Genomic DNA, 21,223 nt, shown 5'->3' with positions numbered 1-21,223 from the left:
CAGGGGGTCACGCGGTGTGTCGGGCCGCGTTGGCGAGGATGGCTTCCCTGAGGTGTTCGGCGAGGCCGTCCCGCATGGAGTCGTAGAACGCCTTGAAGCGCTCGTCGGAGACGTACATCTCAGCCAGGCAGCAGTGCATTTCGAACGAGCATTCGTAGTACCAGGCTCCGATGTGGCGTCGGTGTTCCTCGGCCATGTCCATGGCCCGCGCGCCGTTCGGCGGCTCGCCGTCGGCCATCAGGGCCTGGTAGCGCTCGCTCCAGTCGTCGGCCTCGGCCTGCAGACGCTTCCAGTCCTCCTTGGTGTACGTGGCCGCCCGGCGCTGTGACTCGGCCCATGCCTCCGTGCCGCCCCAGCGCTGCTCGGCCTCCTCGGCGTACTGCTCGGGGTCCTTGTCGCCGAAGACCTCGAAGCGCTCCTCGGGGGTGAGGTTGATGCCCATCTTGCGTGCCTCCATGGCTTGCTCCACGGCCGCCGCCATCTTCCGCAGCTTCTCGATCCGGGCGGTCAGCAGTTCGTGCTGCCGGCGCAGGTGCGCGCGCGGGTCCACCTCCGGGTCGTCGAGCAGGGCGGCGACCTCGTCGAGCGGGAAGCCGAGCTCGCGGTAGAACAGGATCTGCTGCAGCCGGTCGAGGTCGGCGTCGCTGTAGCGCCGGTGGCCCGCGTGGCTGCGCTCGCTCGGGACGAGCAGGCCGATGTCGTCGTAGTGGTGCAGGGTGCGCACCGTGACCCCGGCGTATCCGGCGACCTGTCCCACGGAGTAGCTCACTTCCGCTCCCTTCTCGGTTCGCGCTCCACGATGGGTCCTCACGTGGCGTGAGGTGCAAGCTGCTCGGACCGCGCCTACCGTCGTATGCATGCCACTGCATCGTGGGGACAGCGAAGAAGCACGCGACGGCGGGGGCCGACTCGCCGTCAATCCGTTCCACGGGGCCGCGGACCCGGTCGGCGGTATGACCGAGGCGCCGCCCAAGCACCGTCTGCCCGACTCCCCCATGGCCCCGTCGACGGCGTACCGGCTGGTCCATGACGAGCTGATGCTGGACGGCAACTCCCGGCTGAACCTGGCCACCTTCGTCACCACGTGGATGGAGCCGGAGGCCGGTGCTCTGATGGCGGAGTGCCGGGACAAGAACATGATCGACAAGGACGAGTATCCGCGCACCGCCGAGCTGGAGCGGCGCTGTGTGGCGATGCTCGCCGATCTGTGGCACGCACCCGACCCGGCGGCCGCCGTGGGCTGTTCGACGACCGGGTCGAGCGAGGCGTGCATGCTCGCCGGGATGGCGTTGAAGCGGCGGTGGGCGGCCCGCAACACCCACCGCTATCCGTCCGCCGACGCCCGGCCGAATCTCGTCATGGGTGTCAATGTGCAGGTCTGCTGGGACAAGTTCTGCAACTTCTGGGAGGTGGAGGCCCGTCAGGTGCCCATGGAGGGCGACCGGTTCCGTCTCGACCCGCAGGCCGCGGCCGAGTTGTGCGACGAGAACACGATCGGGGTCGTCGGCGTCCTCGGGTCCACCTTCGACGGGTCCTACGAGCCGATCGCCGAGGTGTGCGCGGCGCTGGACCGGCTGCAGGAGCGCACGGGCCTCGACATCCCGGTGCATGTCGACGGGGCGTCCGGTGCCATGGTCGCCCCGTTCCTCGACGAGGACCTGGTGTGGGACTTCCGTCTGCCGCGGGTGGCGTCCGTCAACACGTCGGGGCACAAGTACGGGCTCGTGTACCCGGGTGTCGGCTGGGCGCTGTGGCGCGACGCGCGGGCCCTGCCGGAGGAGCTGGTGTTCCGGGTGAACTACCTGGGCGGCGACATGCCCACCTTCGCGCTGAACTTCTCCCGGCCGGGCGCGCAGGTCGTCGCGCAGTACTACACGCTGCTGCGGCTCGGCCGTGAGGGGTTCCGGGCGGTGCAGCAGGCCACCCGGGACGTGGCACGGAGCATCGCCGAGCGGGTGGCGGCGCTGGGTGACTTCCGGCTGCTGACGCGGGGCGACCAGCTGCCGGTGTTCGCCTTCACCACGCGGCCCGAGGTGACGGCGTACGACGTGTTCGACGTCTCCCGGCGGCTGCGGGAGAGCGGCTGGCTGGTGCCCGCGTACACCTTCCCGCCGCACCGCGAGGACCTGTCGGTGCTGCGGGTCGTGTGCCGCAACGGCTTCTCGGCCGACCTCGCCGACCTGTTCCTGGACGACCTGACGCGTCTGCTGCCGGAGCTGCGCCGGCAGCCGCATCCCCTGAAGGGGGACAAGGGGGCGGCCACCGGCTTCCATCACTGAGCGGCGGGCCGGGTCAGCGGTCCAGTCGCGCGAACCTGCGCACCGCCAGCGGCAGGAACACCGCCAGCAGCGCCAGCGGCCATACGACGGCCGCCCACACGTGCCCCGACTCGCCGCCGGGGCTGCCGAACAGGTCCCGTACCGCCGTGGCCGTCTGGGACAGCGGGTTCCACTCGACGGCGGTGCCCAGCCAGCCGGGCATGGAGTCGGGGGTGGCGAAGGCATTGGAGAGGAAGCCGACCGGCCAGACCAGGATCTGCACGGCCTGGACCATCTCCGGTCTGCCGGCCACCAGGGCCAGGTGGATGCCGATCCACAGCATGGCGAAGCGGAACAGCAGCAGGAGGCCGAGCGCGCCGAGGAAGGCGGCCGGGCCGCCGTGCGTCCGCCAGCCGAGGGCGAAGGCCACCCCGGTCATCAGCGCCAGCCCCAGCACGGACTGGAGCATGTCGGCCACCGAACGGCCGACCAGGACCGCCCCGTTGGTCATCGGCAGGGAGCGGAACCGGTCGATGACCCCCTTGTTGAGGTCCTGGGTGACGGCGAGCATCGTGCTCTCCAGGCCGAAGGCCATGGTGACGGCGAGCATGCCGGGGACCAGGTAGTCGAGGTACTCGCCCTCGACGCCGCGGCCGCCGCCGATCAGATGGCCGAACATCAGCAGCAGCATCACGGAGAACAGCAGGCCGACCATCACCCGGACGGGCTGCCGCGCCCAGTGGGCGAGTTCGCGGCGGGTCATGGTCCAGCAGTCGGTCAGGACGTAGCCGGTCATACGGCCTCCTTCGCACGGTCGGTGACACGGTCGGCCGTCAGGTGCAGGAAGACCTCGTCCAGCGTCGGGCGGCGCAGGGCGATGTCCTCGGCCTCGATACCGGCGTCCTCCAGGGCCCGTACGACACCGGCGAGCGCGGCCATGCGGTCGGTGACGGGGGCGCTGAGCAGGCGGCGGTCGGTGTCGACGGAGACGCCCGATGCGGGCACCGGGAGGAGGGCGACGGCCGCGCCCAGCTGACCCGCGTCGCGCAGCACCACGTCGATGCGGTCCCCGCCGGTCATCGCCTTCAGCGCGTCCGCCGTGCCGTCGGCGACGACCCGGCCCGCGTCGACGACCGAGATGCGGTCGGCGAGCTGGTCGGCCTCCTCCAGGTACTGGGTGGTGAGCAGGACCGTCGTACCGCCGCCGACCAGGGAGCGGACCGAGGCCCAGACCTCGGCGCGGCCGCGCGGGTCGAGTCCGGTGGTCGGCTCGTCGAGGAAGAGCACCGCGGGCTCGGTGATGAGGGAGGCGGCGAGGTCGAGGCGGCGCCGCATGCCGCCGCTGTAGGCGCTCACCGGTTTGCGGCCGGTGTCGGTGAGGTCGAAGCGCTCCAGGAGTTCGCCGGCTCGCACGCGCGCGTGGCGGGCGCCGAGGTGGTGGAGGCGGCCGAACAGCTCCAGGTTCTGGCGGCCGCTCAGGTCCTCGTCGAGCGCCGCGTGCTGGCCGAGCAGGCCGATACGGCGGCGTACCGCGCGGGCGTCGGTCACCACGTCGTGGCCCGCGACCCGGACCCGCCCGGAGTCCGGGCGCAGCAGGGTCGACAGGACGCGGACGAGGGTGGTCTTGCCGGCGCCGTTGGGGCCGAGCACCCCGTGGACGGTGCCGGGAGTGACGAGCAGGTCGAGTCCGTCGAGTGCGTGTTTGTCGCCGTACCGTTTGCGGGCTCCCTCGACGGTGATCGCGGGATCGGTCACGTGCACTCCCCATTCCTCCGTTAGTCAAACTTGACTAGCTCAGCCAACGTAACCCTTCTCCAGGCAGTGGTCAAACTTGATTAGCGAGGGTCCCCGGTGGCGTACGGGTTCTCCTGGCCCTCGGCGAGGACGCCGACGAACGGGTCTCCCTCACCGGCGAAGGTGTAAGCCCCGCCCTCGATCCGCCCGATCAGCCCCTGGGCCCACTCGGCCTCGGCATCGGCCGTGTGGATCCAGAGGTTCATGATCTCGCCGATGTGCCCGAGCTGTTCCGGGCCGCCCTCGGGGACGTAGTGGTCGGTGACCGCGGAGCGCCACTCCCGGATCCGCCGGATCCGCTCCTTGAGCAACGCGACCGCCTCGGCGCGCGGCAGGTCGACCATGAAGCCGATGGCCGCCGACTTGACGTCCACCTTCTGGTCGTACGAGGTCAGCGCCTCGCGGACCAGCCGCAGGTACTCCTCGGTGCCGGCCCCGGTGATCTCGTACTCGACCCGCGGCGGGCCGCCGGCCGTGGACGGGGCGATCTCGTGCGCGTGGAGCAGCCCCTGCTTCGCCATCTGCTTCAGGGCGTGGTAGATCGAGCCGGGCTTGGCGTTGGACCACTCGTGGGCGCCCCAGTACTCCAGGTCGTTGCGCACCTGGTAGCCGTGGGCCCGCCCGTGCTGGCGCACCGCGCCGAGCACGAGGAGACGGATCGCTGACATGCCGTCCAGGTTAGGACCTCAGTCCTCTCCGCCTTCGGCGAGGGCGATCAGCTCGAAGGCCGTCTTCCCGTCCAGCGACTCCCGGATGATGTCGGCGTGCCCGGCGTGGCGGGTCACCTCGCGGATCAGCTGGAGCACCATCCAGCGCACGGACACGCGCTCCTTGGGGAACCAGGGCTGGTCGGGGAGCGGGAAGGTGTCGTCCAGGCTGGGCACCGACCGCACGAACGCCTCCGTCTCGGCGGCGACCTTCTCCCAGTACGCGAGCCGTTCCTCGACGGTCTCGTCGCCGACGAGCACGAAGCACTCGTGCCAGTTCGACTCGTCCCGCGCGATGGCCGGGTCCTCCCCCTTCGCCCGCGCGACCCAGCCCTGCTCGGCCTCGGCGACATGCTTGAGCAGCCCCGACAGCGACAGCTCGCTCGCACTCGGCCGACTCGCCGCCTGCTCCTGCGTCAGCCCGAGCAACGTCCGCCTGATCGCCCCGCGCTCCGAAGCCAGCCAGGACAGCAGCGCGCCGCGCTCGTCGCCGTGAGCCTCCGCGGGTACGTGGGTGACCATGACCGTCCGCCTTCCACCTGGACCGGGGCCCGCCCTCGGGGCCTCCTGACATCCACGACGCTACGGGCCCTTGCGGTCAGCTTCTGTCCGCAAGAGCCGGGCGAGGCTCAACACCGGGGCCCTGCTGTCAGAACGGGAACTGACTCCGGCCCCGCTGCACCGAGATCCACTTCAGGGTCGTGAACGCGTCCAGGGTCGTCTCGCCGTTCAGCCGTCCGATGCCGGAGTGCTTCTCGCCGCCGAAGGGGACGAGGGGCTCGTCGTGGATGGTGCCGTCGTTGACGTGGAACATCCCGGTGTCGACGCGCTTGGCGAAGGCGACGCCCCGCTCGATGTCGGCGGTGTGGACGGCGCCGCTGAGGCCGTAGGGCGTGTCGTTGACGATGCGGATGGCCTCCTCCTCGCCGCCGAAGGGGACGAGGAGGGCGACGGGGCCGAAGATCTCCTTGTGCAGGAGGGTCGAGTCGGACGGGACGTCGGTCAGGACCGAGGGGCCGACCAGGTTGTCGGCGGTCTCGCCGCGTACGAGGACGGTGGCGCCCTCGGCGACGGCCTGGTCGACGGCGGCCGAGACCGCGTTGGCCTGGAGGGAGTTGATGACCGGGCCGATGACGGTCTGGGGGTCGCTGGGGTCGCCCGTCTTCAACGTCCTGACCTTGGCGACGAACTTCTCGGTGAACTCCTCGGCCACCGAACGGTCCACCAGGATGCGGTTCGCGGCCATGCAGACCTGGCCCTGGTCGACGTAGCGGCTGAAGACGGCCGCGTCGACCGCGTAGTCGATGTCGGCGTCGTCGAGGACCACCAGCGCGCTGTTGCCGCCCAGTTCGAGGACGGTGCGCTTGAGCTGGGCGGCGCAGACGGTGGCGATGTGGCGGCCGACCTTGTCGGAGCCGGTGAAGGAGATGACCTTGGGCACCGGGTGCTCGATGAAGGCGTCGCCTATCTCGGCTATGTCGGTCAGGACGACGTTGAGCAGGCCGGTGGGCAGACCCGCTTCCTCGAACAGCTTGGCGATGAGGGTGCCGCCGACGACGGGGGTGTCCTGGTGGGGCTTGAGGACGACGCCGTTGCCGAGGGCGAGCGCGGAGGCGACCGGCTTGATCGAGAGGAGGAAGGGGAAGTTGAAGGGGCTGATCACACCGACGACACCGACCGGCTCGCGGTAGAGGCGGTTCTCCTTGCCCTCGATCGGCGAGGGGAGCAGCCGGCCTTCGGAGCGCAGGGTCAACTGGGCGGCCTCACGCAGGAACTCCTTCGCCAGGCCGATCTCGAAGCCGGCCTTGAGGCGGGTGCCGCCCAGCTCGGCGATGATCGCCTCGGTGATCTCCTGCTCGCGGTCCTCGACCAGCCGCAGGGCACGCTCGAAGACGCCACGCCGGGTGTAGGGGTTGGTCGTCGCCCAGATGCGCTGGGCCCGCTCGGCCGCTCGGTACGCCTGGTCGACCTCGTCGATGGTGGCGATGGTGATCGAGGCGAGCTTGGTCCCGTCGTACGGATTGACGTCGATGATGTCCCAGGAGCCGGTACCCGGGCGCCACTCACCGTCGATGTACTGCAGGGCCAGGTCGGTGAAGCAGGACGACATGTGATCCCTCAATCCCTTGCCGCCGGGGCGCTCAAGCTCTGATCATGTGTCATCGTACTGACGTTTTACGTCAGTTGGCGTGCTCGTATCAGAACACCCCCGGGGTGCCGGGGAATCGAGGGTTATCCCTACGACCGTTGCCCCTACGACGTTGTCCCTACGACAGTTGCAGCAGTCCGCGCAGCAGGTCCCGGCTCTCGGCCGGTCCGGGGCTGTCCTGCTGGAGTTCCTTCAGCGCCTGCTCGTACTGGGCGACGTCCTCACGCTTGTCCAGGTACAGCGCGCTGGTGAGCTGCTCCAGGTAGACCACGTCCGACAGGTCGGACTCGGGGAAGCTGAGAATCGTGAAGGCGCCGGACTCGCCGGAGTGGCCGCCGAGGCTGAACGGCATGATCTGCAGCCGTACGTTGGGCTGCTCGGAGACATCGATCAGATGCTGGAGCTGACCGCGCATCACCTCGCGGTCGCCGTAGGGGCGGCGCAGCGCGGCCTCGTCGAGGACGATGTGGAACTCGGGGGCGTTCTCGGAGACGAGGTACTTCTGCCGCTCCAGGCGCAGCGCGACGCGCCGGTCGATGTCGGCGGCACTGGCGCCCTTCATGCCCCGGCTGACCACCGCGTGGGCGTACGCCTCGGTCTGGAGCAGGCCGTGCACGAACTGCACCTCGTAGGCGCGGATCAGGGAGGCCGCGCCCTCCAGGCCGACGTAGGTGGGGAACCAGCTCGGCAGGACGTCCGAGTAGCTGTGCCACCAGCCGGCCACATTGGCCTCGCGGGCGAGTCCTACGAGCGCCGCGCGCTCCTGGTCGTCCGTGATGCCGTACAGCGTCAACAGGTCTTCCACATCGCGTGTCTTGAAGCTCACCCGGCCCAGCTCCATCCGGCTGATCTTCGACTCGGATGCGCGGATCGAGTAACCCGCAGCCTCGCGCGTGATGCCACGTGACTCACGCAGTCGCCTGAGTTGCGAGCCGAGCAGCATGCGTCGCACCACCGATCCGGGCTCTCCCGCGCTCACGTTCGCCAGCCTCCCCAACCGTCTTCAGGGGCCGAAGTCTGCCACTAAAACACTCCGAGCAGTACTCGCCCGATTACAGAGACGGAAAGAAGCCAAAGCTTACGCAGAGGAGGTCGTCGGGGAAGAGTGGGAGAAGGCAAGGACTGTGCCGCTGAGCGGTACGAAGATGGCGGAAAAAATGGCCAAGAAGCGGTACGGGCAGGTCCAATTCGGTCACGTGCACGTGCATCTGCCCTTGCATCTGCTGTACGCATCCGAAACCATGGTCCCGCGCAACCGCTGCATCGCAACGACCGCGAATTCCCGGGAGTGCCTCGCATGGGGACGAATGGATCGACCATGCTCGAGCCGTTACGGCAGGGCCTTCCGCCGCTGGATCCCGCGGCCGTGTCCAACGCCGCCTCCTGTGCCCTGCCCGCCCGCTTCGAAGCGGTGCGCGAGGCGCGGCAGTTCACCCGCAGAACGCTCGACCAGTGGGACGTGGGCGACCGCTTCGACGACATCTGCCTGGTCGTCTCCGAACTGGTCACCAACGCCCTGCGGCACGGGTTGTCGTCCGGTCCCGCCCCCTGCGCGTCCGAGCTGAACCCGGCGGTGCGACTGCACCTGATGCGGTGGACCGGGCGGCTGGTGTGCGCGGTGCGCGACCCCAGTGACGACAGTCCCGTGACCCGCGACGCGGACGACTTCTCGGCGGAGTCGGGCCGCGGCCTGTTCCTGGTCGACTCCTTCGCCGACGGCTGGGGCTGGCATCCGCTGGCCGGCTCGCTCGGCGGCAAGGTGGTCTGGGCGCTGTTCCGGCTGCGCACCCCGGCGGAATGAGGAGACGCGGCGCACTGCGGCGCCGCGTTTCTACGCGCGTCACAGCGCCTTCGTATACGAAGCCGCTGTGCCGGCGGGTCGCGTGACGCCGGCCCTCAGCCCGCCACCAGGTGGTCGAACTCGCCGTCCTTGACGCCGAGCAGCATGGCCTCGATCTCGGCCCGCGTGTAGACGAGCGCCGGGCCGTCCGGGAAACGCGAGTTGCGGACGGCCACGTCACCGCCCGGCAGCCGCGCGAACTCCACGCACGATCCCTGCGAGTTGCTGTGCCTGCTCTTCTGCCAGGCAACCCCGTGCAGCTGTGTGGCCGTCATGCCGTTGTACACGTCGCGTCCCCCGTCAACGTCGTGGTCCACAGGTCGCTCCCTGATGGTGCACTGGCTGGTGTGGCCATTGGTGCGATGGTCAACTGTCCCGGATCATAACCCCGTTCATGTGCAGATGCATGAGCAAATGCACGTGCACGCGGGGTGGTCCCTCGGTTACAGCACTGTGGGGCACCGATGCGATGCGCCTGCCCCGAAGGGCGCGGCACATGCGATCGCCGGCAACTGCGCCGGATGGCCCGGATCGAACCCTCGTGCACTAGGAACAGACGCGTTCCGTGCCCTTCCTGTTCCAGCGTCCGGGCGATGGTCCACTCCGCAGGGCCGGCCGGATCGGCGTCGGTCCACCGGACGGACGGCATCCGTTCGTGATATAGGCGAGACCCGTGCGTCCGGTACCGGTGTCCGACCTGGAGACGAAAGCTTTCGGCCGCAGGGACGGCGAAGGTACTGGTCCATCCGGAGGACGGTGAGGTCGTCGTCCGGAGCGAGGCCGGGCTCGTACCCGGCCGGGTGGCTCATGTCATGTCATCGTCGGGCATACGTCCGGGCAGCTCACCGAGCCCGTCCAGACGGTCGTGCCACAACCGCTCGCACAGATGGAGCTGATCCCGTACGTCGGCGAGCGCGGCCGCCTCCAGCCGGTGGATGCTCTGTCGGCCGCATGTCCTCGCGCACAACGACAGGTAGGAGATCCCCCACGCGTCAGACGCAGGGGATCTCCTACCTGTGTGGCGGCGGAGCGGGCTACCGGGCGGACGAGTAGGGCAGCAGTGCCATCTCCCGCGCGTTCTTGATCGCCTTCGCCAGCTGTCGCTGCTGTTGGGACGACACCCGGGTCACCCGGCGGCTGCGGATCTTGCCGCGGTCGGAGATGAACTTCCGCAGCAGGTCGGTGTCCTTGTAGTCGATGTAGGTGATCCCGGCCTGGTCCAGCGGGTTGGGCCGGTGCTTGGCGGGCTTGCGTTCGCGCTTGGGGGGCATGGGTCAGATCTCCAGAAGGGTGTCGAAGGAGGACGGCAGCCGCTGCCAGGCGTCGCGCCCGGCGGCGTACTCGGCGTCGGTGAGCAGGCAGGACTCCAGCAGCCGGGCCAGCCCGTCGCGGTCGAGGCCGGGCGAGGTGAAGACCAGGTGCTGGCAGCAGTCGCCGTGCTCGGGGTGCCAGTCCAGCGCGGCGGCGGCGCGGCGCACCGGCGGCACCATCTCCCAGGCCGCGTCGGGCAGGGAGGCGAGCCAGGGTCCGGCCGACTCCACGCACAGGGCACCGCCGGCCGCGTCCCAGTGCAGCAGCACGTCCGGCTTGTCGGCGAGCCAGAACCGGCCCCGGCTGCGGGCGGCGGCGCAGGTCAGGTCCTCCAGGGCCGCGTACAGCCGCTCCGGGTGGAAGGGCCGGCGGCGGTGCCAGACGAATGTGGCCACGCCGTGCGCGTCGGCCTCGGCGGGCAGCAGGGCGCAGGCCGGGTGCTGGGCGGCGGCGGCCGCCTCCACGTCGAAGCCGGCGAGAGCGGCCTCGGCGAGGGGTGACGCCGCCACTCCGTTTGCACGTGCAGCTGCGAAGGGCGACGACTCCGCGGTTGCCTCGCCGGCGTCCGCGCCCGCCGGGTCCCCGGGGTGGCCGCCCGGCACGGGGACCCGACGGGCCGTCGGGTGGAGCTGCGCCAGCAGCTCGCGGTCCTCGTCGTCGGCCTCCGGGGAGTCGACGACGGCGAGGACGGGGGCGTACTCCAGCTGCCGCGCGAACGTGTCCGCGACGGTGCGCTGGTCGGTGGCGGCCGCCGCGAGACCGCCCTCGGCGAGGTCGTCGCCGTTGCCGAGGTACGGCAGCAGCAGCGCCGGGTCGACGGCGGTGATCACGCCGGTGACCGTGAGCCCGCCGTCGACGACCACCTCGGCCATCGCCTTGGGCTCGACGGAGTCCCACAGCTCCACGATCGCGAGCCGCGTCGTGCCGTCGTCGGCGAGGCGGCGCAGCTCGGGCACCAGGTCCTCACGCAGCGCACAGCAGGCGCAGTCGTTGACCAGCGGCGCCTCACCGGCGGAGAGGATGCCGGTCGCGTCGCGGATCGTCCGCACGACCGTGCCGGCGGCCGCCGTCGCCAGGTCGTGGTGGAGTACGACGCTGCCGGGCACGTCGGCGAGCAGCTGGGCGACCGTCGCCCTGCGGGCGTCGGCGTGCAGCCCGCCGACGATCACGACAGAGAGCATCAGCCCTTCTTTCCGTACCGGCGCTCGAAGCGCTCGACGCGGCCGGCCGTGTCCAGGACGCGGGCGGTGCCGGTGTAGAAGGGGTGGCTGACGTTCGAGATCTCGACGTCGACGACCGGGTAGGTGTTGCCGTCCTCCCACTCGATCGTCTTCTCGCTCGTCATCGTCGAGCGGGTGAGGAAGGCGTGGTTCGCGGCGCGGTCACGGAAGACGACGGGACCGTACGGCGGGTGGATTCCCTTGCGCATGGCGGTGGTTCAGCGCTCCTCTCGGAAGTCGACGTGGCGGCCGACGACCGGGTCGTACTTGCGGAGCGTCATGCGGTCCGGGTCGTTGCGGCGGTTCTTGCGCGTCACATACGTGTAGCCGGTCCCCGCCGTGGAGCGGAGTTTGATGACCGGGCGGAGTTCGTTGCGTGCCATGCTGCTATGTTACTGAAAATGACTTCCATTAGCACTACGGCTCCAGGAGAGGTACGTCACCCGTGTCCGCGCACTGCATGCTGACCGGCGCCCAGCCCGGCTTCGGCAACCGCATCTCCCACTCCCACCGGCGCACTTCGCGCCGCTTCGACCCCAACATCCAGTCCAAGCGGTACTGGCTGCCCAGCGAGGGCCGGTACGTCCGGCTGCGGCTGAGCGCGAAGGGGATCAAGACGGTCGACACGATCGGGATCGAGGCCGCGGTGGCCCGTATCCGCGCCCGGGGAGTGAGGGTCTGATGGCCAAGAAGAGCAAGATCGCGAAGAACGAGAAGCGGCGGGAGATCGTCGCGCGGTACGCGGCGCGGCGGGCCGAGCTGAAGGAGATCATCCGGCGGCCGTCGTCGACGGAGGAGGAACGGGTCGCCGCGCAGGCGGAGTTGCGGCGGCAGCCACGCGATGCGAGCGCCACGCGCGTGCGCAACCGGGATCAGGTGGATGGGCGGCCTCGGGGGTACTTCCGGACGTTCGGGTTGTCCCGGGTGAGTCTGCGGTCGCAGGCGCATGCGGGGCACTTGCCGGGGGTTCGGAAGTCTTCCTGGTAGTTGCTCCGGTGCGAGTTGCGGGGGCTGGTCGCACGGGGGCTGGTCGCGCCCGCGCGCGGCGGAGCCGGCTGGTGATACGGTCCCGCGCCCCTGGGTGGGTCACCGTCGGCTGGTAGCTTGCTCGCTGTGACTTCGCTGATGTACTCCCGACTGTGGGCCTGCGGTGCCGCGCTGGCGGGGGTCCTCGCGCTCGCCGCGTGCAGCGGCGATGGCGGTGCGGCCGACGGGGCCTCCCCCAGCACGCCGAGCGTCAGTGGCGATGCGGGTTCGTCCGTGTCCACCACGCCCTTGGACGGCAGTTGGTTCGGTACGGCGGGCGGTGAGGCCGTCGTGCTGATGGTGAATGGGAAGAAGGCCGCGCTCTACGCGACCGGCGGGACCGTCTGCGACGGCACCACCGACGCGGGAGCGATCCGGCTGACCTGCGCCGCCGGCACGGACGACCGCACCGCCGGCCGGGTCGACTCCGTCGACGGCTCCACCCTGAAGGTGACCTGGGAGAGCGGGCTCGGCACGGAGACGTACACCAAGGCGGAGGACGGCAGTTGGCCGTCGGGGCTGCCGACGGCGACGCCGGGCGCGTAGGCGTCGTACCGATGTGATGATCGTCCGAGTGCCGTCACGAATCCGAGGACTCCCGCCATGCGCGCCGTTCCGCTCACCGTCACCGCCCTTGCCGCCGCCCTGCTCCTGACCGCCTGTGAGAGCGACGGCGCGGACGCCCCCGACGACGGGCGGTCCCAGGAGACCGGGACCGCCGCGGCCGCCGGCTCCTGCGTCGCCGACCAGCTCGGCTCCGAGGTCGGCCCGGTCAACGAGGCGCCCGCCGCCGGCGACACCGGAAGTGTCACCGTCACGATCACCAACACCGGCGCGGAGTGCGTTCTGGAGGGCTTCCCGAGCGTCCGGCTGGCCGCCGGCGCGTCGGTCGAGCTGCCCCGGGACCCCGCCGCCCTGCCACAGCCGCTGACGCTGCCCGAGCAGGCCACCGCGTCCTTCACGATCACCTATGTGCGCGGGGAGGACGGGCGGGGCGTCGCCGCGTCGGCCGCCTCCTACGCCCTGCCGGACGATTCCGCCGCCGTCTTCGAGTTCCCGTGGTCCTACGGCGATGTCGCGCGCACGGCCGACGGCGCGGTGGACGCCACCGTGTCAGCCTTCCAGCAGGAGGGTGACTGACCGTCAGCCGCGTCCGGGCAGCCGGCGTCGCGGCTCCACGCGCGCGTGGTCCGCGGCTTCGGCGCCCTCGGTCCAGCCCGCCTCGTCGCTGACGCCGCGCAGCCGGGTGGTGACCGTCTCGGGGAAGAGGCGGTCCGTCGCCTCGCCGACCGCTACCTCGCGGGAGGCCAGGACCGGGAGCAGGTCGTCGCTGACCTGGGTCTCGGCGGCCGAGGCGAGGCGGCTGCCGATGCGGTGGGCGTAGGCCGCGAGGAAGGACTGCCGGAAGGTCTTGGTCCGCTTGCGTCCGCCCGCGCGCTGGGCGGCCTCCGCCTTCGCCATCGCGGTCTGGGCCTGCACCAGCAGCGAGGTGTAGAGCAGCTCCACCGCCTCCAGGTCGGCCTCGAAGCCGACGACCGTGGAGAAGGCGAAGGGTTCGTTCCACACGGCCCGGCAGTGGTTCGCGGCGGCGACCGCGTCCAGCAGCACCGCCTTGGCCTGCTCGTACGGCGGCTCGACGCCGATCCTGCAGGCGCCGGGCGCGTCCGGCGCGGGCGCCGCGGCGTCCAGCAGCGCCTCGTCGACACTGTGCCGGGCCATCAGCTCCTGCGCCTTCGCCGTGAGCGCCTCCGCCTCCTCCGGGAACCCGGTGGCCTCCGCCTTCGCGAGCAGCGCACGGATACGGCCGAGCATGCGTGAGCCCAACCCGTGGTGCCGCCGGACCGGCTCCTGGAGGGGCTCCAGGGCGGGCAGGCGCAGCAGCAGGCGGTACAGCTCCAGGACGACGGTCGCGTACGAGAAGCGGTCGGCGTGGGGTGGGGGGTCGGCGGGCAGTTCGTCGAGCTGAGCGGCCCAGCGGCGCCCGCGCGGGTGGCTGCGCGCCCGCGCGTCGGACCGGTTTTGCGCCCGCGCGTCCGAGTTGTCGCGCGCTGGGTTGTGCGCGCTGTCGCGGGCTCGGTCGTCGCGCGCCGGCGCGTGGTCCTCCGCGCGGTCGTGGGACGCTTGGGCGCGGATCAGGTGGGCGAGCAACCGGGCGTGCGCGTCGCCCAGGTCGCGGCGCACGAGGCGTATGACGTCGGCGGGCTGCCAGCCGCGGCGCCAGGCGGTGGCGACGAGGTCCTCACCGCGGCGGGTCACTTCGGCGTCGGCTGTCGGGTCGGCGGCGAGGAGGGAGGCGCCGGTGTCGAGGGCCGTGTCGGTGGTGTCGTAGAGGGCGGCATGGAAGGCGCGGTCGACGGTGCTGGAGGGCTCGCTGCCGGGGGTGTCGGTGCTGCTCACTCGGCGATCGTCTCACTCCGGAAATGGTCCACAGGGGCCGCCGCCCGTTTCGAGGATGGCCGCATGGTGGACATGACTCCCTGTGCGGCGTTCCTCGTCGCCGCCTTCGCTCTCTGTGTCACTCCCGACCCCGACATGAGGTTCATCGTGGCGAGGAGCGGCGGCCGGGGCGGACCCGCCGCCGGTGTGATGGCCGCGCTGGGCGTGGCCTGCGCCATGCGGACGGTATTCACCGGGCTGGCGGTGCGTCCGGTGGCCACCTCCCCCAAGTGACCACCCTCCAGCCTGCAGCCTCCAGCCTCAAGCCTCCAGCACCGTCAACCACGCGTTGACACCCGCCGGACCGTCAACCTACGGTTGACATATGTCGACGAACCCGAGCATCACCTCATCCGTACGACTCGACGACCTCATCGCGGCCATCAAGAAGGTCCACGAGGAGCCCCTCGACCAGCTCCAGGACGCGGTAATCGCCGCCGATCATCTGGGTGACGTGGCCGACCACCTCATCGGCCACTTCGTGGATCAGGCGCGGCGTTCCGGGGCGTCCTGGACGGACATCGGCAGGAGCATGGGCGTCACCCGGCAGGCCGCCCAGAAGCGGTTCGTGCCGAAGGAGGCGGCGGACCCCGACGCCGGCTTCAGCCGGTACACCCCGCGCGCCCGCAACGTGGTGATGGCGGCCCACAACGAGGCCGTCGCCGCCCGTAACGCCGAGGGCCGCCCCGAGCACCTGGTGCTCGGTCTGCTGGCCGAGCCGGAGGGCCTGGCCGCCAAGGCGATCACCGCGCAGGGCGTTGTACTGGACTCCGTGCGCCAGAGCGCCGCCGCGGCGCTGCCGGCCGCCGTCCAGGACGCCCCGGAGCTGGTCCCGTACGGCTCCGATGCCAAGAAGGTCCTGGAGCTCACCTTCCGTGAGGCCCTGCGCCTGGGCCACAACTACATCGGCACCGAACACCTCCTGCTCGCACTGCTGGAGTTCGAGGACGGCGAGGGCGTGCTGTCCGGCCTCGGCCTCACCAAGACCGCGTCGGAGGAGTGGCTCGTCGCGGCGCTCGACAAGATCAAGGTGACCTTCGACGAGCCGGGCGAGCAGGGCTGAGACCGCTTCGCGGGCCGTTGTCAGACCCCCCTGTCACACTCGCTGCATGGCCGACCGGTGGGCGCTCGCTCCGGCCGAGGACGGTGGCGTGGAGCTCGCCCCCCTCGGTCCGGACGGGCTGCCCGCCGCGCCGGTCGTCCGGGAGCCGGACCTCGTCGGGGCCGTGCGCGCCCGGCCCGATGTGACCCGCTGGGTCTGGCGGTCCACGGCCGAGGTGTATCCGCGTCTGCTCGCCGCGGGGGTGCGAGTCGAGCGGTGCTACGACGTCGAGGACGCCGAGACCCTGCTGCTGGGCCACGAGGGGAGGTACGGCGAGCCACGCTCGGCGGCCGCCGCGCTGGCCAGGCTGCGCGGCGGCCCCGTACCGCCGGATCCGCCGCCGCGCTCCGCGGAGCCCGGCGCCCAGTCCCCGCTGTTCGAGCCGCAGGACACCGCCCGGCTGCCGCTGACCGATCTCCTCGCGGTCTACGCCGAGCAGCAGCGGCGGCACGACCGGGCCGAACACCCCGACCGGATGCGGCTGCTGACGGCCGCCGAGTCGGCGGGGATGCTGGTGGCCGCCGAGATGAACCGGGCCGGGCTGCCCTGGCGCGCGGACGTGCACCGCGCGGTGCTGCACGACCTGCTGGGCGAGCGGTACGCGGGCGGTGGCGAACCCCGCCGTCTGGCCGAGCTGGCGGACGAGGTGTCGGCGGCCTTCGGGCGCCGGGTGCGGCCCGATCTGCCCGCCGATGTCGTCAAGGCGTTCGCGCGGGCCGGGATCCGGATCCGCTCCACACGCCGCTGGGAGATCGAGTCGCTCGACCATCCGGCGGTGAAACCCCTCGTCGAGTACAAGAAGCTCTACCGCATCTGGGTGGCCCACGGCTGGACCTGGCTGCAGGACTGGGTACGGGACGGGCGGTTCCGGCCCGAGTTCCTCGCGGGCGGGACCGTCACCGGGCGCTGGGTGACCAACGGCGGGGGCGGCCTGCAGATCCCCAGGGTGATCCGGCGGGCGGTGGTCGCCGACCCCGGCTGGCGGCTCGTCGTGGCCGACGCGGACCAGATGGAACCACGCGTGCTCGCGGCGATCTCCCGCGACCCCGGACTGATGGAGGTGGCCGGGCGGGAGACCGACCTCTACCAGTCCGTCTCCGACCGGGCCTTCTCCGGCGACCGCGACCAGGCCAAGCTCGCGGTGCTCGGCGCGGTCTACGGCCAGACCTCCGGCGACGGCCTGAAGAACCTCGCCGCGCTGCGCCGTCGCTTCCCGCGCGCGGTGGAGTACGTCGACGAGGCCGCGCGGGCCGGTGAGGAGGGGCGGCTCGTACGGACCTGGCTGGGGCGCACGTGTCCGCCGGCGGCCGGGGCGGGCGAGGACGCGGCGGAGGAGGCGGGCATTCCGGTGACGGCGGACGAGGACGCGGGCGGGGGCGGGGGCGGCGACGACCGGCCGTGGGTGCCGGGGTACGCCTCCACCGACGCGCGTGCCCGCGGCCGCTTCGCCCGTAACTTCGTCGTCCAGGGCAGCGCCGCCGACTGGGCCCTGCTGCTGCTCGCCGCACTGCGTCGGGCCTGTGCGCAGATGGCGGCCGAGCTGGTCTTCTTCCAGCACGACGAGGTGATCGTGCACTGTCCCGAGGAGGAGGCGGAGGCGGTCGTCGCGGCGATCCGGGAGGCGGCCGAGCTGGCGGGCCGGCTGACCTTCGGGGAGACGCCGGTGCGGTTTCCGTTCAGCACGGCGGTGGTGGAGTGCTATGCCGACGCCAAGTGATCGGCCGGTCCTGGGCCGCCGCTCTCCGCCAGGAGCCGGTGCAGTTTCCCGACCACCGCCTGCTCGTCCGTGCCGTCCAGCGCGTCGAGGGCCGTACGCCATGCGTCGTACGCCTCCTGCGCGCGCCCCTGTTCCCTCAGCAGCAGCCCCTGCTGGTGCCGGGCGAGGCCGCCGGCGTAGCGGTCGGCGCGGGCGTCGGCGCGGCGCAGCAGTTCGGCGCACTCGTGGGCGGCGCGTTCGGTGCGGCCCAGTCGGCGCAGGGTGCGGACCAGTCCGAGGCGGGTCTGGGCCTCGCCGTGCCAGTCGCCGTGGCCGCCGAGGACCCGCAGGCTCTCCTCGAAGTGGGGGAGGGCGGCGGCCGGTTCGCCGAGGGTGAGATGGGCGTAGCCGATGTTGCAGTGCGCCGAGTGCTGCACGATGACGGCGCCGATCTCCTCCCCGATCGCCAGCGAACGCCGGTGCTGCTCGATGGCGGCGCGGGGGTCCGTGTGCTCGTAGAGGTTGCCGAGGTGGCTGTGGGTGACGGCCTCGCCGTGCGGGTCGCCGAGCTGCCGGGAGTACTCCAGGCTCTGCCGCAGCGCGTCCTCGGACTCCGCGTACCGGCCGAGGCCCTCCAGCAGCAGGCCCCGGTTGTTCAGACAGCGCCGGATCCACGACAGCCGGTCCAACCGCCGCCAGATCACCAGGGCGCGGTCGGTCAGGCCCAGCGCCTCCTTGTGCCGACCGGTCAGAAACCTCAGCCCGGCGATGTCCCCCAGCGCATAAGCCTCGGCAGCCTCATCCCCAAGCCGCCGCGCCACCCGCAGTGCGACCCGCCCGAGCACCTCCATCTCGGCGACGCGGCCCCTGCGTTGGAGGTAGGGGAAGAGCAGACGGAGGAGTGTGGAAAGCAATGCCTCCACGCCGGGGGCGGCGCCCGTGCCAGGGGAGGCGCCCGTGCCTGCGGAGGCACCCGAGGCGCCGCCCGATGCCGGGGACGGCTCTGCGGGCGGCTGCGCGGCTGGGGTCGTGGCCGACAGCGGGGCTTGCGTCGTGGCCGGAGGCGCTCCGGGCGGCTCGGCTGACGCCGTGTCCGACTTCGTGACCGGCGGCATGCCCGGCGCCTGCCCCGGCCGTATGGCCGGCTCCGTGTCCGCCGTCGCCTCCAGGTGCTTCGCCAGCGCGACGATGTTCTCCAACTCCGAGTCGGCCCACGCGAAGGCGGCTTCAGGGCTGCTGAAGGGGGGCAGGTCGGCAACGAGGGCCGCGTGGGCGGGTGGCTGGGTGGAGGTGGGGCGTCGGCGGTCGTCCTGGTCCGGCCCCGGGGCGACGATGGCGGTGAGGGCGTGCTCGGCGACGGCGGCGTACCAGGCCAGGGCGGTGTGGATGACGCGCAGGCCGTCGGCACCGTCGGCGTTCCCCATCCGTTCGGCGTCCCCCGGGCCGTCGATGCCCGCCGTGCTGCCGACGGCCCGCGGCCCATTGGCACCCGGACCCGCATCCGCACGCGCACCGACCCGCGCCGCGTTGTCCACGGCCCCCGGCCCACCGACACCTGCACGGGTACCACCACCCACACCCCCGCCCGCACCCGCACCCGCACGCACGCCCGCCCCCGCGGCAGCGCCGCCCGCCGATTCCCGGGCGAAGTCGCGTACCAGGGCATGCGGTGCGTAGCGGCCGTAGGTCGGCTCCTGGAGCAGGGCTACGTCGACGAGGCGGTCGAGGGCGGCCTCGGTGCGGTGCTCGGGCATGTGGGTGAGGTGGGACAGGAGGGAGGCGCCGTAGGCGGGGAGGTCGAGGGTGCCGATGTGACGGAGGATGAGGGCGGCGTCGCGGTCGGTCTCGCGGTCGGAGGCGGCGAGCGCGTCGTGGGCGACGGCGAGGGAGCGGCGGACGCTGAGGTCGTCGTATTCGAGGTGGTTCAGGCGGCTTTCCGTGGCCGCCAGTTGGTCGGCCAGCACGTCCGGGGTGAGGGCGCGGCGGGCGGCCAGGCGGGCCGCGACGATACGCAGGGCGAGCGGGAGTCGGCCGGTGAGCTCGACGAGCGGGTGGGACGCGTCCAGGCCGTCCCGCCCGGAGACGGCCCGCAGCAGCGCCGCGCTGTCCTGCGCGGACAGCGGGGCGAGCGGGAAGCGGTGGGCGCCGTCGAGCGCGGTCAGCGGTGAGCGGCTGGTGACGAGCACCGCGCAGCCGGAGCCGGCCGGCAGCAGCGGTCGTACCTGGGCGGCGGCTGCCGCGTCGTCCAGGACGACGAGGGTGCGGGTCGGGGCGAGGAGACTGCGCAGCAACGCCGTTTTCGCGTCGGGGTGTTCGGGGATGCGGCGGGGGTCGGTGCCGAGGTCGAGGAGCAGGGCCGTGAGGGCCTCGCCGACGGGGAGCGGGGCCATGCCAGGCGTGGCACCGTGCAGGTCGACGTAGAGCTGGCCGTCGGTGAAACGCTCCCTCAGGGTGTGGGCGACCTGTAGGGCGAGCGCGCTCTTGCCGACGCCGGCCATGCCGCTGATGACGGCGACCTGGGTGCCGCCGGTTCCGGTGCGCTCGGCGAGGGTGTGCAGGAGGCGGCGTACGTCGTCGTCGCGGCCGGTGAAGTGGGCGGGTGCGGGCGGGAGTTGGGCGGGCACAGGAGGTGCCATGGCGGCGGAGGTGCGGTCGGGACGGCAAGGGCGGCCGGCGCCCGAGTCCCCCGCTTTTCGCTCGCCGAGGGCCGTCGCCCCCTTCGAGGCCGCCCCCCGCAGCACCTCCGCATGCGCCTCACGCACCGCGCGCCCCGGCTCGACGCCGAGTTCCTCGACGAGGCGGGCGCGCAGGTCGCGGTGGACGGCGAGGGCCTCGGCCCGGCGGCCGGTGCGGTGCAGGGCGAGCATCAGCTGGCGGTGGTACGTCTCACGCAGCGGGTGTTCGGCGGCCAGCGCCGCGAGCTCCGGCAGGACACGGTCGAGCCGGTCGCCGCCGAGGGCGAGTTCGGCGTCGTAGCGCCACTCCAGCAGGAGCAGCCGCGCCTCCTGGAAGCGCTGGACGAAGGCGTACCCGACCGGTTCGGCGGGCAGCCCGCTCAGCGGCGTACCGCGCCACAGGGCGAGGGCGGCCGCGCACTCGCACACCACGCGCGCCCAGTTCATGGCGGCGTGCGCGCCCCGCGCGGCGGCGAGGTGGCGTTCGAAGACGTGGACGTCCAGCTCGCCCTGCTCGACACGGAGCAGATAGCCGGGGGGTACGGCCCTCAGCCGCTCGGGGTCGTCCAGCAGGCGGCGCAGCCGGGTGACGTGGTTGTGCAGCGAGGCCCGCGCCGAGGCGGGGGGTGCCCCGCCCCACAGCACCTCCAGCAGGGACTCGACCGGAACGACCCGGCCGGCCTCCAGGAGCAGCGCGGCGAGCAGCGTACGGACCTTGGGGCTGCTGATACTCCGGGCGACGGGGCCGACGCCTGCACCGGACGGACCCTCCTCGGCGCCGACGCCCGCACCGGACGAGCCCGCCCCGGCGCCCACGCCGGAAGACCCGTGCTCCGCCACGCCGCCGTCGCCCGCGTCGTAGAGAACCGGCGTGCCGAGCAGCCCGAACCGCAGCTCGTACCGCCGCATCACACCGCCCCACTGCCTTCCCGCGCGCCCGCGTCGGGTGCGCTCCACGGCGGGACGTCCGTCGCGCCGGCGCGTCCGCCCTCGATACGGCGGCTTTGCG

The 21,223-nt window shown here is 72.1% G+C and carries 22 protein-coding genes and 1 pseudogene; 9 read left to right on the top strand and 14 right to left on the bottom strand.

The window, feature by feature from the left end; translation table 11 throughout:
* Nucleotides 1-7 precede the first annotated feature (7 nt).
* Nucleotides 8-769 (bottom strand): MerR family transcriptional regulator, encoded by a 762-nt coding sequence (locus ACH5AC_RS33965; protein WP_398866147.1) that lies wholly within the window; start codon nt 767-769, stop codon nt 8-10.
* 88 nt (nt 770-857) lie between these two features.
* On the opposite strand from ACH5AC_RS33965, the gene ACH5AC_RS33960 reads away from it, so the two are divergent.
* Complete coding sequence (locus ACH5AC_RS33960; RefSeq protein ID WP_398866146.1) at nt 858-2,279, top strand: glutamate decarboxylase; 1,422 nt, start codon at nt 858-860, stop codon at nt 2,277-2,279.
* Nucleotides 2,280-2,292: 13 nt separating this feature from the next.
* Here ACH5AC_RS33960 and ACH5AC_RS33955 read toward each other — a convergent pair whose 3' ends face one another.
* From ACH5AC_RS33955 to ACH5AC_RS33930, 6 genes are all read right to left on the bottom strand, one after another.
* The gene (locus ACH5AC_RS33955) at nt 2,293-3,054 is read right to left on the bottom strand and encodes an ABC transporter permease (protein WP_398866145.1); all 762 of its coding nucleotides are present in this window, start codon (nt 3,052-3,054) and stop codon (nt 2,293-2,295) included.
* Entirely contained in the window at nt 3,051-4,013 is a 963-nt protein-coding gene (locus ACH5AC_RS33950) for an ATP-binding cassette domain-containing protein (RefSeq protein ID WP_398866144.1), read from the bottom strand. The genes ACH5AC_RS33955 and ACH5AC_RS33950 overlap by 4 nt, the downstream gene beginning before the upstream one ends.
* 80 nt (nt 4,014-4,093) lie before the next feature.
* Nucleotides 4,094-4,720 carry a PadR family transcriptional regulator gene (locus ACH5AC_RS33945; protein WP_398866143.1) on the bottom strand — a complete coding sequence of 209 codons (627 nt, stop codon included), beginning with the start codon at nt 4,718-4,720 and terminating at the stop codon, nt 4,094-4,096.
* An 18-nt stretch (nt 4,721-4,738) separates the two neighbouring features.
* Nucleotides 4,739-5,281, bottom strand: coding sequence for a DinB family protein (locus tag ACH5AC_RS33940; protein ID WP_398866142.1), 543 nt, complete (start codon nt 5,279-5,281; stop codon nt 4,739-4,741).
* A 127-nt stretch (nt 5,282-5,408) separates the two neighbouring features.
* Nucleotides 5,409-6,869 carry an aldehyde dehydrogenase family protein gene (locus ACH5AC_RS33935; protein ID WP_398866141.1) on the bottom strand — a complete coding sequence of 487 codons (1,461 nt, stop codon included), beginning with the start codon at nt 6,867-6,869 and terminating at the stop codon, nt 5,409-5,411.
* 157 nt (nt 6,870-7,026) lie between these two features.
* On the bottom strand, nt 7,027-7,851 hold the full coding sequence (locus tag ACH5AC_RS33930) for a helix-turn-helix domain-containing protein (protein ID WP_398866211.1): 825 nt from the start codon (nt 7,849-7,851) through the stop codon (nt 7,027-7,029).
* Between the two features lie 375 nt (nt 7,852-8,226).
* Here ACH5AC_RS33930 and ACH5AC_RS33925 point away from each other — a divergent pair, with 375 nt between their 5' ends.
* On the top strand, nt 8,227-8,709 hold the full coding sequence (locus ACH5AC_RS33925; protein WP_398866140.1) for an ATP-binding protein: 483 nt from the start codon (nt 8,227-8,229) through the stop codon (nt 8,707-8,709).
* Between the two features lie 95 nt (nt 8,710-8,804).
* Here the strand turns inward: ACH5AC_RS33925 and ACH5AC_RS33920 are convergent, their stop codons facing one another.
* From ACH5AC_RS33920 to rpmG, 5 genes are all read right to left on the bottom strand, one after another.
* Nucleotides 8,805-9,065 carry a DUF397 domain-containing protein gene (locus ACH5AC_RS33920; protein ID WP_398866139.1) on the bottom strand — a complete coding sequence of 87 codons (261 nt, stop codon included), beginning with the start codon at nt 9,063-9,065 and terminating at the stop codon, nt 8,805-8,807.
* Nucleotides 9,066-9,782: 717 nt separating this feature from the next.
* On the bottom strand, nt 9,783-10,019 hold the full coding sequence (gene rpsR, locus ACH5AC_RS33915) for a 30S ribosomal protein S18 (RefSeq protein ID WP_398866138.1): 237 nt from the start codon (nt 10,017-10,019) through the stop codon (nt 9,783-9,785).
* 3 nt (nt 10,020-10,022) lie between these two features.
* Nucleotides 10,023-11,240 (bottom strand): CobW family GTP-binding protein, encoded by a 1,218-nt coding sequence (locus tag ACH5AC_RS33910; protein ID WP_398866137.1) that lies wholly within the window; start codon nt 11,238-11,240, stop codon nt 10,023-10,025.
* Nucleotides 11,240-11,488: a type B 50S ribosomal protein L31 gene (locus tag ACH5AC_RS33905; protein WP_398866136.1), complete on the bottom strand. Its 249-nt coding sequence runs from the start codon at nt 11,486-11,488 to the stop codon at nt 11,240-11,242. The genes ACH5AC_RS33910 and ACH5AC_RS33905 overlap by 1 nt, the downstream gene beginning before the upstream one ends.
* Before the next feature lie 9 nt (nt 11,489-11,497).
* Entirely contained in the window at nt 11,498-11,662 is a 165-nt protein-coding gene (rpmG, locus tag ACH5AC_RS33900; protein ID WP_003999141.1) for a 50S ribosomal protein L33, read from the bottom strand.
* Nucleotides 11,663-11,724: 62 nt separating this feature from the next.
* Here rpmG and rpmB point away from each other — a divergent pair, with 62 nt between their 5' ends.
* The 4 genes from rpmB to ACH5AC_RS33880 all read left to right on the top strand — a co-directional run bounded on the left by rpmB (nt 11,725) and on the right by ACH5AC_RS33880 (nt 13,445).
* On the top strand, nt 11,725-11,961 hold the full coding sequence (rpmB, locus tag ACH5AC_RS33895; RefSeq protein WP_398866135.1) for a 50S ribosomal protein L28: 237 nt from the start codon (nt 11,725-11,727) through the stop codon (nt 11,959-11,961).
* Nucleotides 11,961-12,266 carry a 30S ribosomal protein S14 gene (rpsN, locus tag ACH5AC_RS33890; protein WP_398866133.1) on the top strand — a complete coding sequence of 102 codons (306 nt, stop codon included), beginning with the start codon at nt 11,961-11,963 and terminating at the stop codon, nt 12,264-12,266. The genes rpmB and rpsN overlap by 1 nt, the downstream gene beginning before the upstream one ends.
* A gap of 126 nt (nt 12,267-12,392) precedes the next feature.
* On the top strand, nt 12,393-12,851 hold the full coding sequence (locus tag ACH5AC_RS33885; RefSeq protein ID WP_398866132.1) for a hypothetical protein: 459 nt from the start codon (nt 12,393-12,395) through the stop codon (nt 12,849-12,851).
* A 57-nt stretch (nt 12,852-12,908) separates the two neighbouring features.
* Complete coding sequence (locus ACH5AC_RS33880; RefSeq protein WP_398866131.1) at nt 12,909-13,445, top strand: DUF4232 domain-containing protein; 537 nt, start codon at nt 12,909-12,911, stop codon at nt 13,443-13,445.
* A gap of 3 nt (nt 13,446-13,448) precedes the next feature.
* On the opposite strand, the gene ACH5AC_RS33875 is transcribed toward ACH5AC_RS33880, so the two are convergent.
* Entirely contained in the window at nt 13,449-14,702 is a 1,254-nt protein-coding gene (locus ACH5AC_RS33875) for a DUF2786 domain-containing protein (RefSeq protein ID WP_398866130.1), read from the bottom strand.
* Between the two features lie 63 nt (nt 14,703-14,765).
* On the opposite strand from ACH5AC_RS33875, the pseudogene ACH5AC_RS33870 reads away from it, so the two are divergent.
* The 3 genes and pseudogenes from ACH5AC_RS33870 to ACH5AC_RS33860 all read left to right on the top strand — a co-directional run.
* Nucleotides 14,766-14,921, top strand: a pseudogene (locus tag ACH5AC_RS33870) (LysE family translocator); the annotation flags it as partial.
* Nucleotides 14,922-15,066: 145 nt separating this feature from the next.
* Nucleotides 15,067-15,804, top strand: a complete 738-nt coding sequence (locus ACH5AC_RS33865) for a Clp protease N-terminal domain-containing protein (RefSeq protein WP_398866129.1) — start codon at nt 15,067-15,069, stop codon at nt 15,802-15,804.
* A gap of 46 nt (nt 15,805-15,850) precedes the next feature.
* Nucleotides 15,851-17,560 carry a bifunctional 3'-5' exonuclease/DNA polymerase gene (locus ACH5AC_RS33860; RefSeq protein ID WP_398866128.1) on the top strand — a complete coding sequence of 570 codons (1,710 nt, stop codon included), beginning with the start codon at nt 15,851-15,853 and terminating at the stop codon, nt 17,558-17,560.
* Here the strand turns inward: ACH5AC_RS33860 and ACH5AC_RS33855 are convergent.
* Nucleotides 17,542-21,123, bottom strand: a complete 3,582-nt coding sequence (locus ACH5AC_RS33855; protein ID WP_398866210.1) for a BTAD domain-containing putative transcriptional regulator — start codon at nt 21,121-21,123, stop codon at nt 17,542-17,544. The genes ACH5AC_RS33860 and ACH5AC_RS33855 overlap by 19 nt on opposite strands.
* Between the last annotated feature and the right edge of the window lie 100 nt (nt 21,124-21,223).

The sequence above is a fragment of the Streptomyces sp. NPDC018693 genome, assembly GCF_044391385.1.
In the GTDB taxonomy this organism is placed as follows: domain Bacteria; phylum Actinomycetota; class Actinomycetes; order Streptomycetales; family Streptomycetaceae; genus Streptomyces.
Note: the sequence above shows the minus strand (reverse complement) of the source record. Positions and strands in the feature narration are given on the sequence as shown.

Excerpts from the sequence above, each read along its gene's own strand:
- ACH5AC_RS33960 (WP_398866146.1), top strand. The coding sequence starts at position 858 with ATGCCACTGCATCGTGGGGACAGCGAAGAAGCACGCGACGGCGGGGGC.
- ACH5AC_RS33955 (WP_398866145.1), bottom strand. The coding sequence starts at position 3,054 with ATGACCGGCTACGTCCTGACCGACTGCTGGACCATGACCCGCCGCGAA.
- ACH5AC_RS33945 (WP_398866143.1), bottom strand. The coding sequence starts at position 4,720 with ATGTCAGCGATCCGTCTCCTCGTGCTCGGCGCGGTGCGCCAGCACGGG.
- ACH5AC_RS33940 (WP_398866142.1), bottom strand. The coding sequence starts at position 5,281 with ATGGTCACCCACGTACCCGCGGAGGCTCACGGCGACGAGCGCGGCGCG.
- ACH5AC_RS33935 (WP_398866141.1), bottom strand. The coding sequence starts at position 6,869 with ATGTCGTCCTGCTTCACCGACCTGGCCCTGCAGTACATCGACGGTGAG.
- ACH5AC_RS33930 (WP_398866211.1), bottom strand. The coding sequence starts at position 7,851 with ATGCTGCTCGGCTCGCAACTCAGGCGACTGCGTGAGTCACGTGGCATC.
- ACH5AC_RS33925 (WP_398866140.1), top strand. The coding sequence starts at position 8,227 with ATGCTCGAGCCGTTACGGCAGGGCCTTCCGCCGCTGGATCCCGCGGCC.
- rpsR (WP_398866138.1), bottom strand. The coding sequence starts at position 10,019 with ATGCCCCCCAAGCGCGAACGCAAGCCCGCCAAGCACCGGCCCAACCCG.
- ACH5AC_RS33910 (WP_398866137.1), bottom strand. The coding sequence starts at position 11,240 with ATGCTCTCTGTCGTGATCGTCGGCGGGCTGCACGCCGACGCCCGCAGG.
- ACH5AC_RS33905 (WP_398866136.1), bottom strand. The coding sequence starts at position 11,488 with ATGCGCAAGGGAATCCACCCGCCGTACGGTCCCGTCGTCTTCCGTGAC.
- rpmG (WP_003999141.1), bottom strand. The coding sequence starts at position 11,662 with ATGGCACGCAACGAACTCCGCCCGGTCATCAAACTCCGCTCCACGGCG.
- rpsN (WP_398866133.1), top strand. The coding sequence starts at position 11,961 with ATGGCCAAGAAGAGCAAGATCGCGAAGAACGAGAAGCGGCGGGAGATC.
- ACH5AC_RS33880 (WP_398866131.1), top strand. The coding sequence starts at position 12,909 with ATGCGCGCCGTTCCGCTCACCGTCACCGCCCTTGCCGCCGCCCTGCTC.
- ACH5AC_RS33865 (WP_398866129.1), top strand. The coding sequence starts at position 15,067 with ATGTCGACGAACCCGAGCATCACCTCATCCGTACGACTCGACGACCTC.
- ACH5AC_RS33860 (WP_398866128.1), top strand. The coding sequence starts at position 15,851 with ATGGCCGACCGGTGGGCGCTCGCTCCGGCCGAGGACGGTGGCGTGGAG.
- ACH5AC_RS33855 (WP_398866210.1), bottom strand. The coding sequence starts at position 21,123 with ATGCGGCGGTACGAGCTGCGGTTCGGGCTGCTCGGCACGCCGGTTCTC.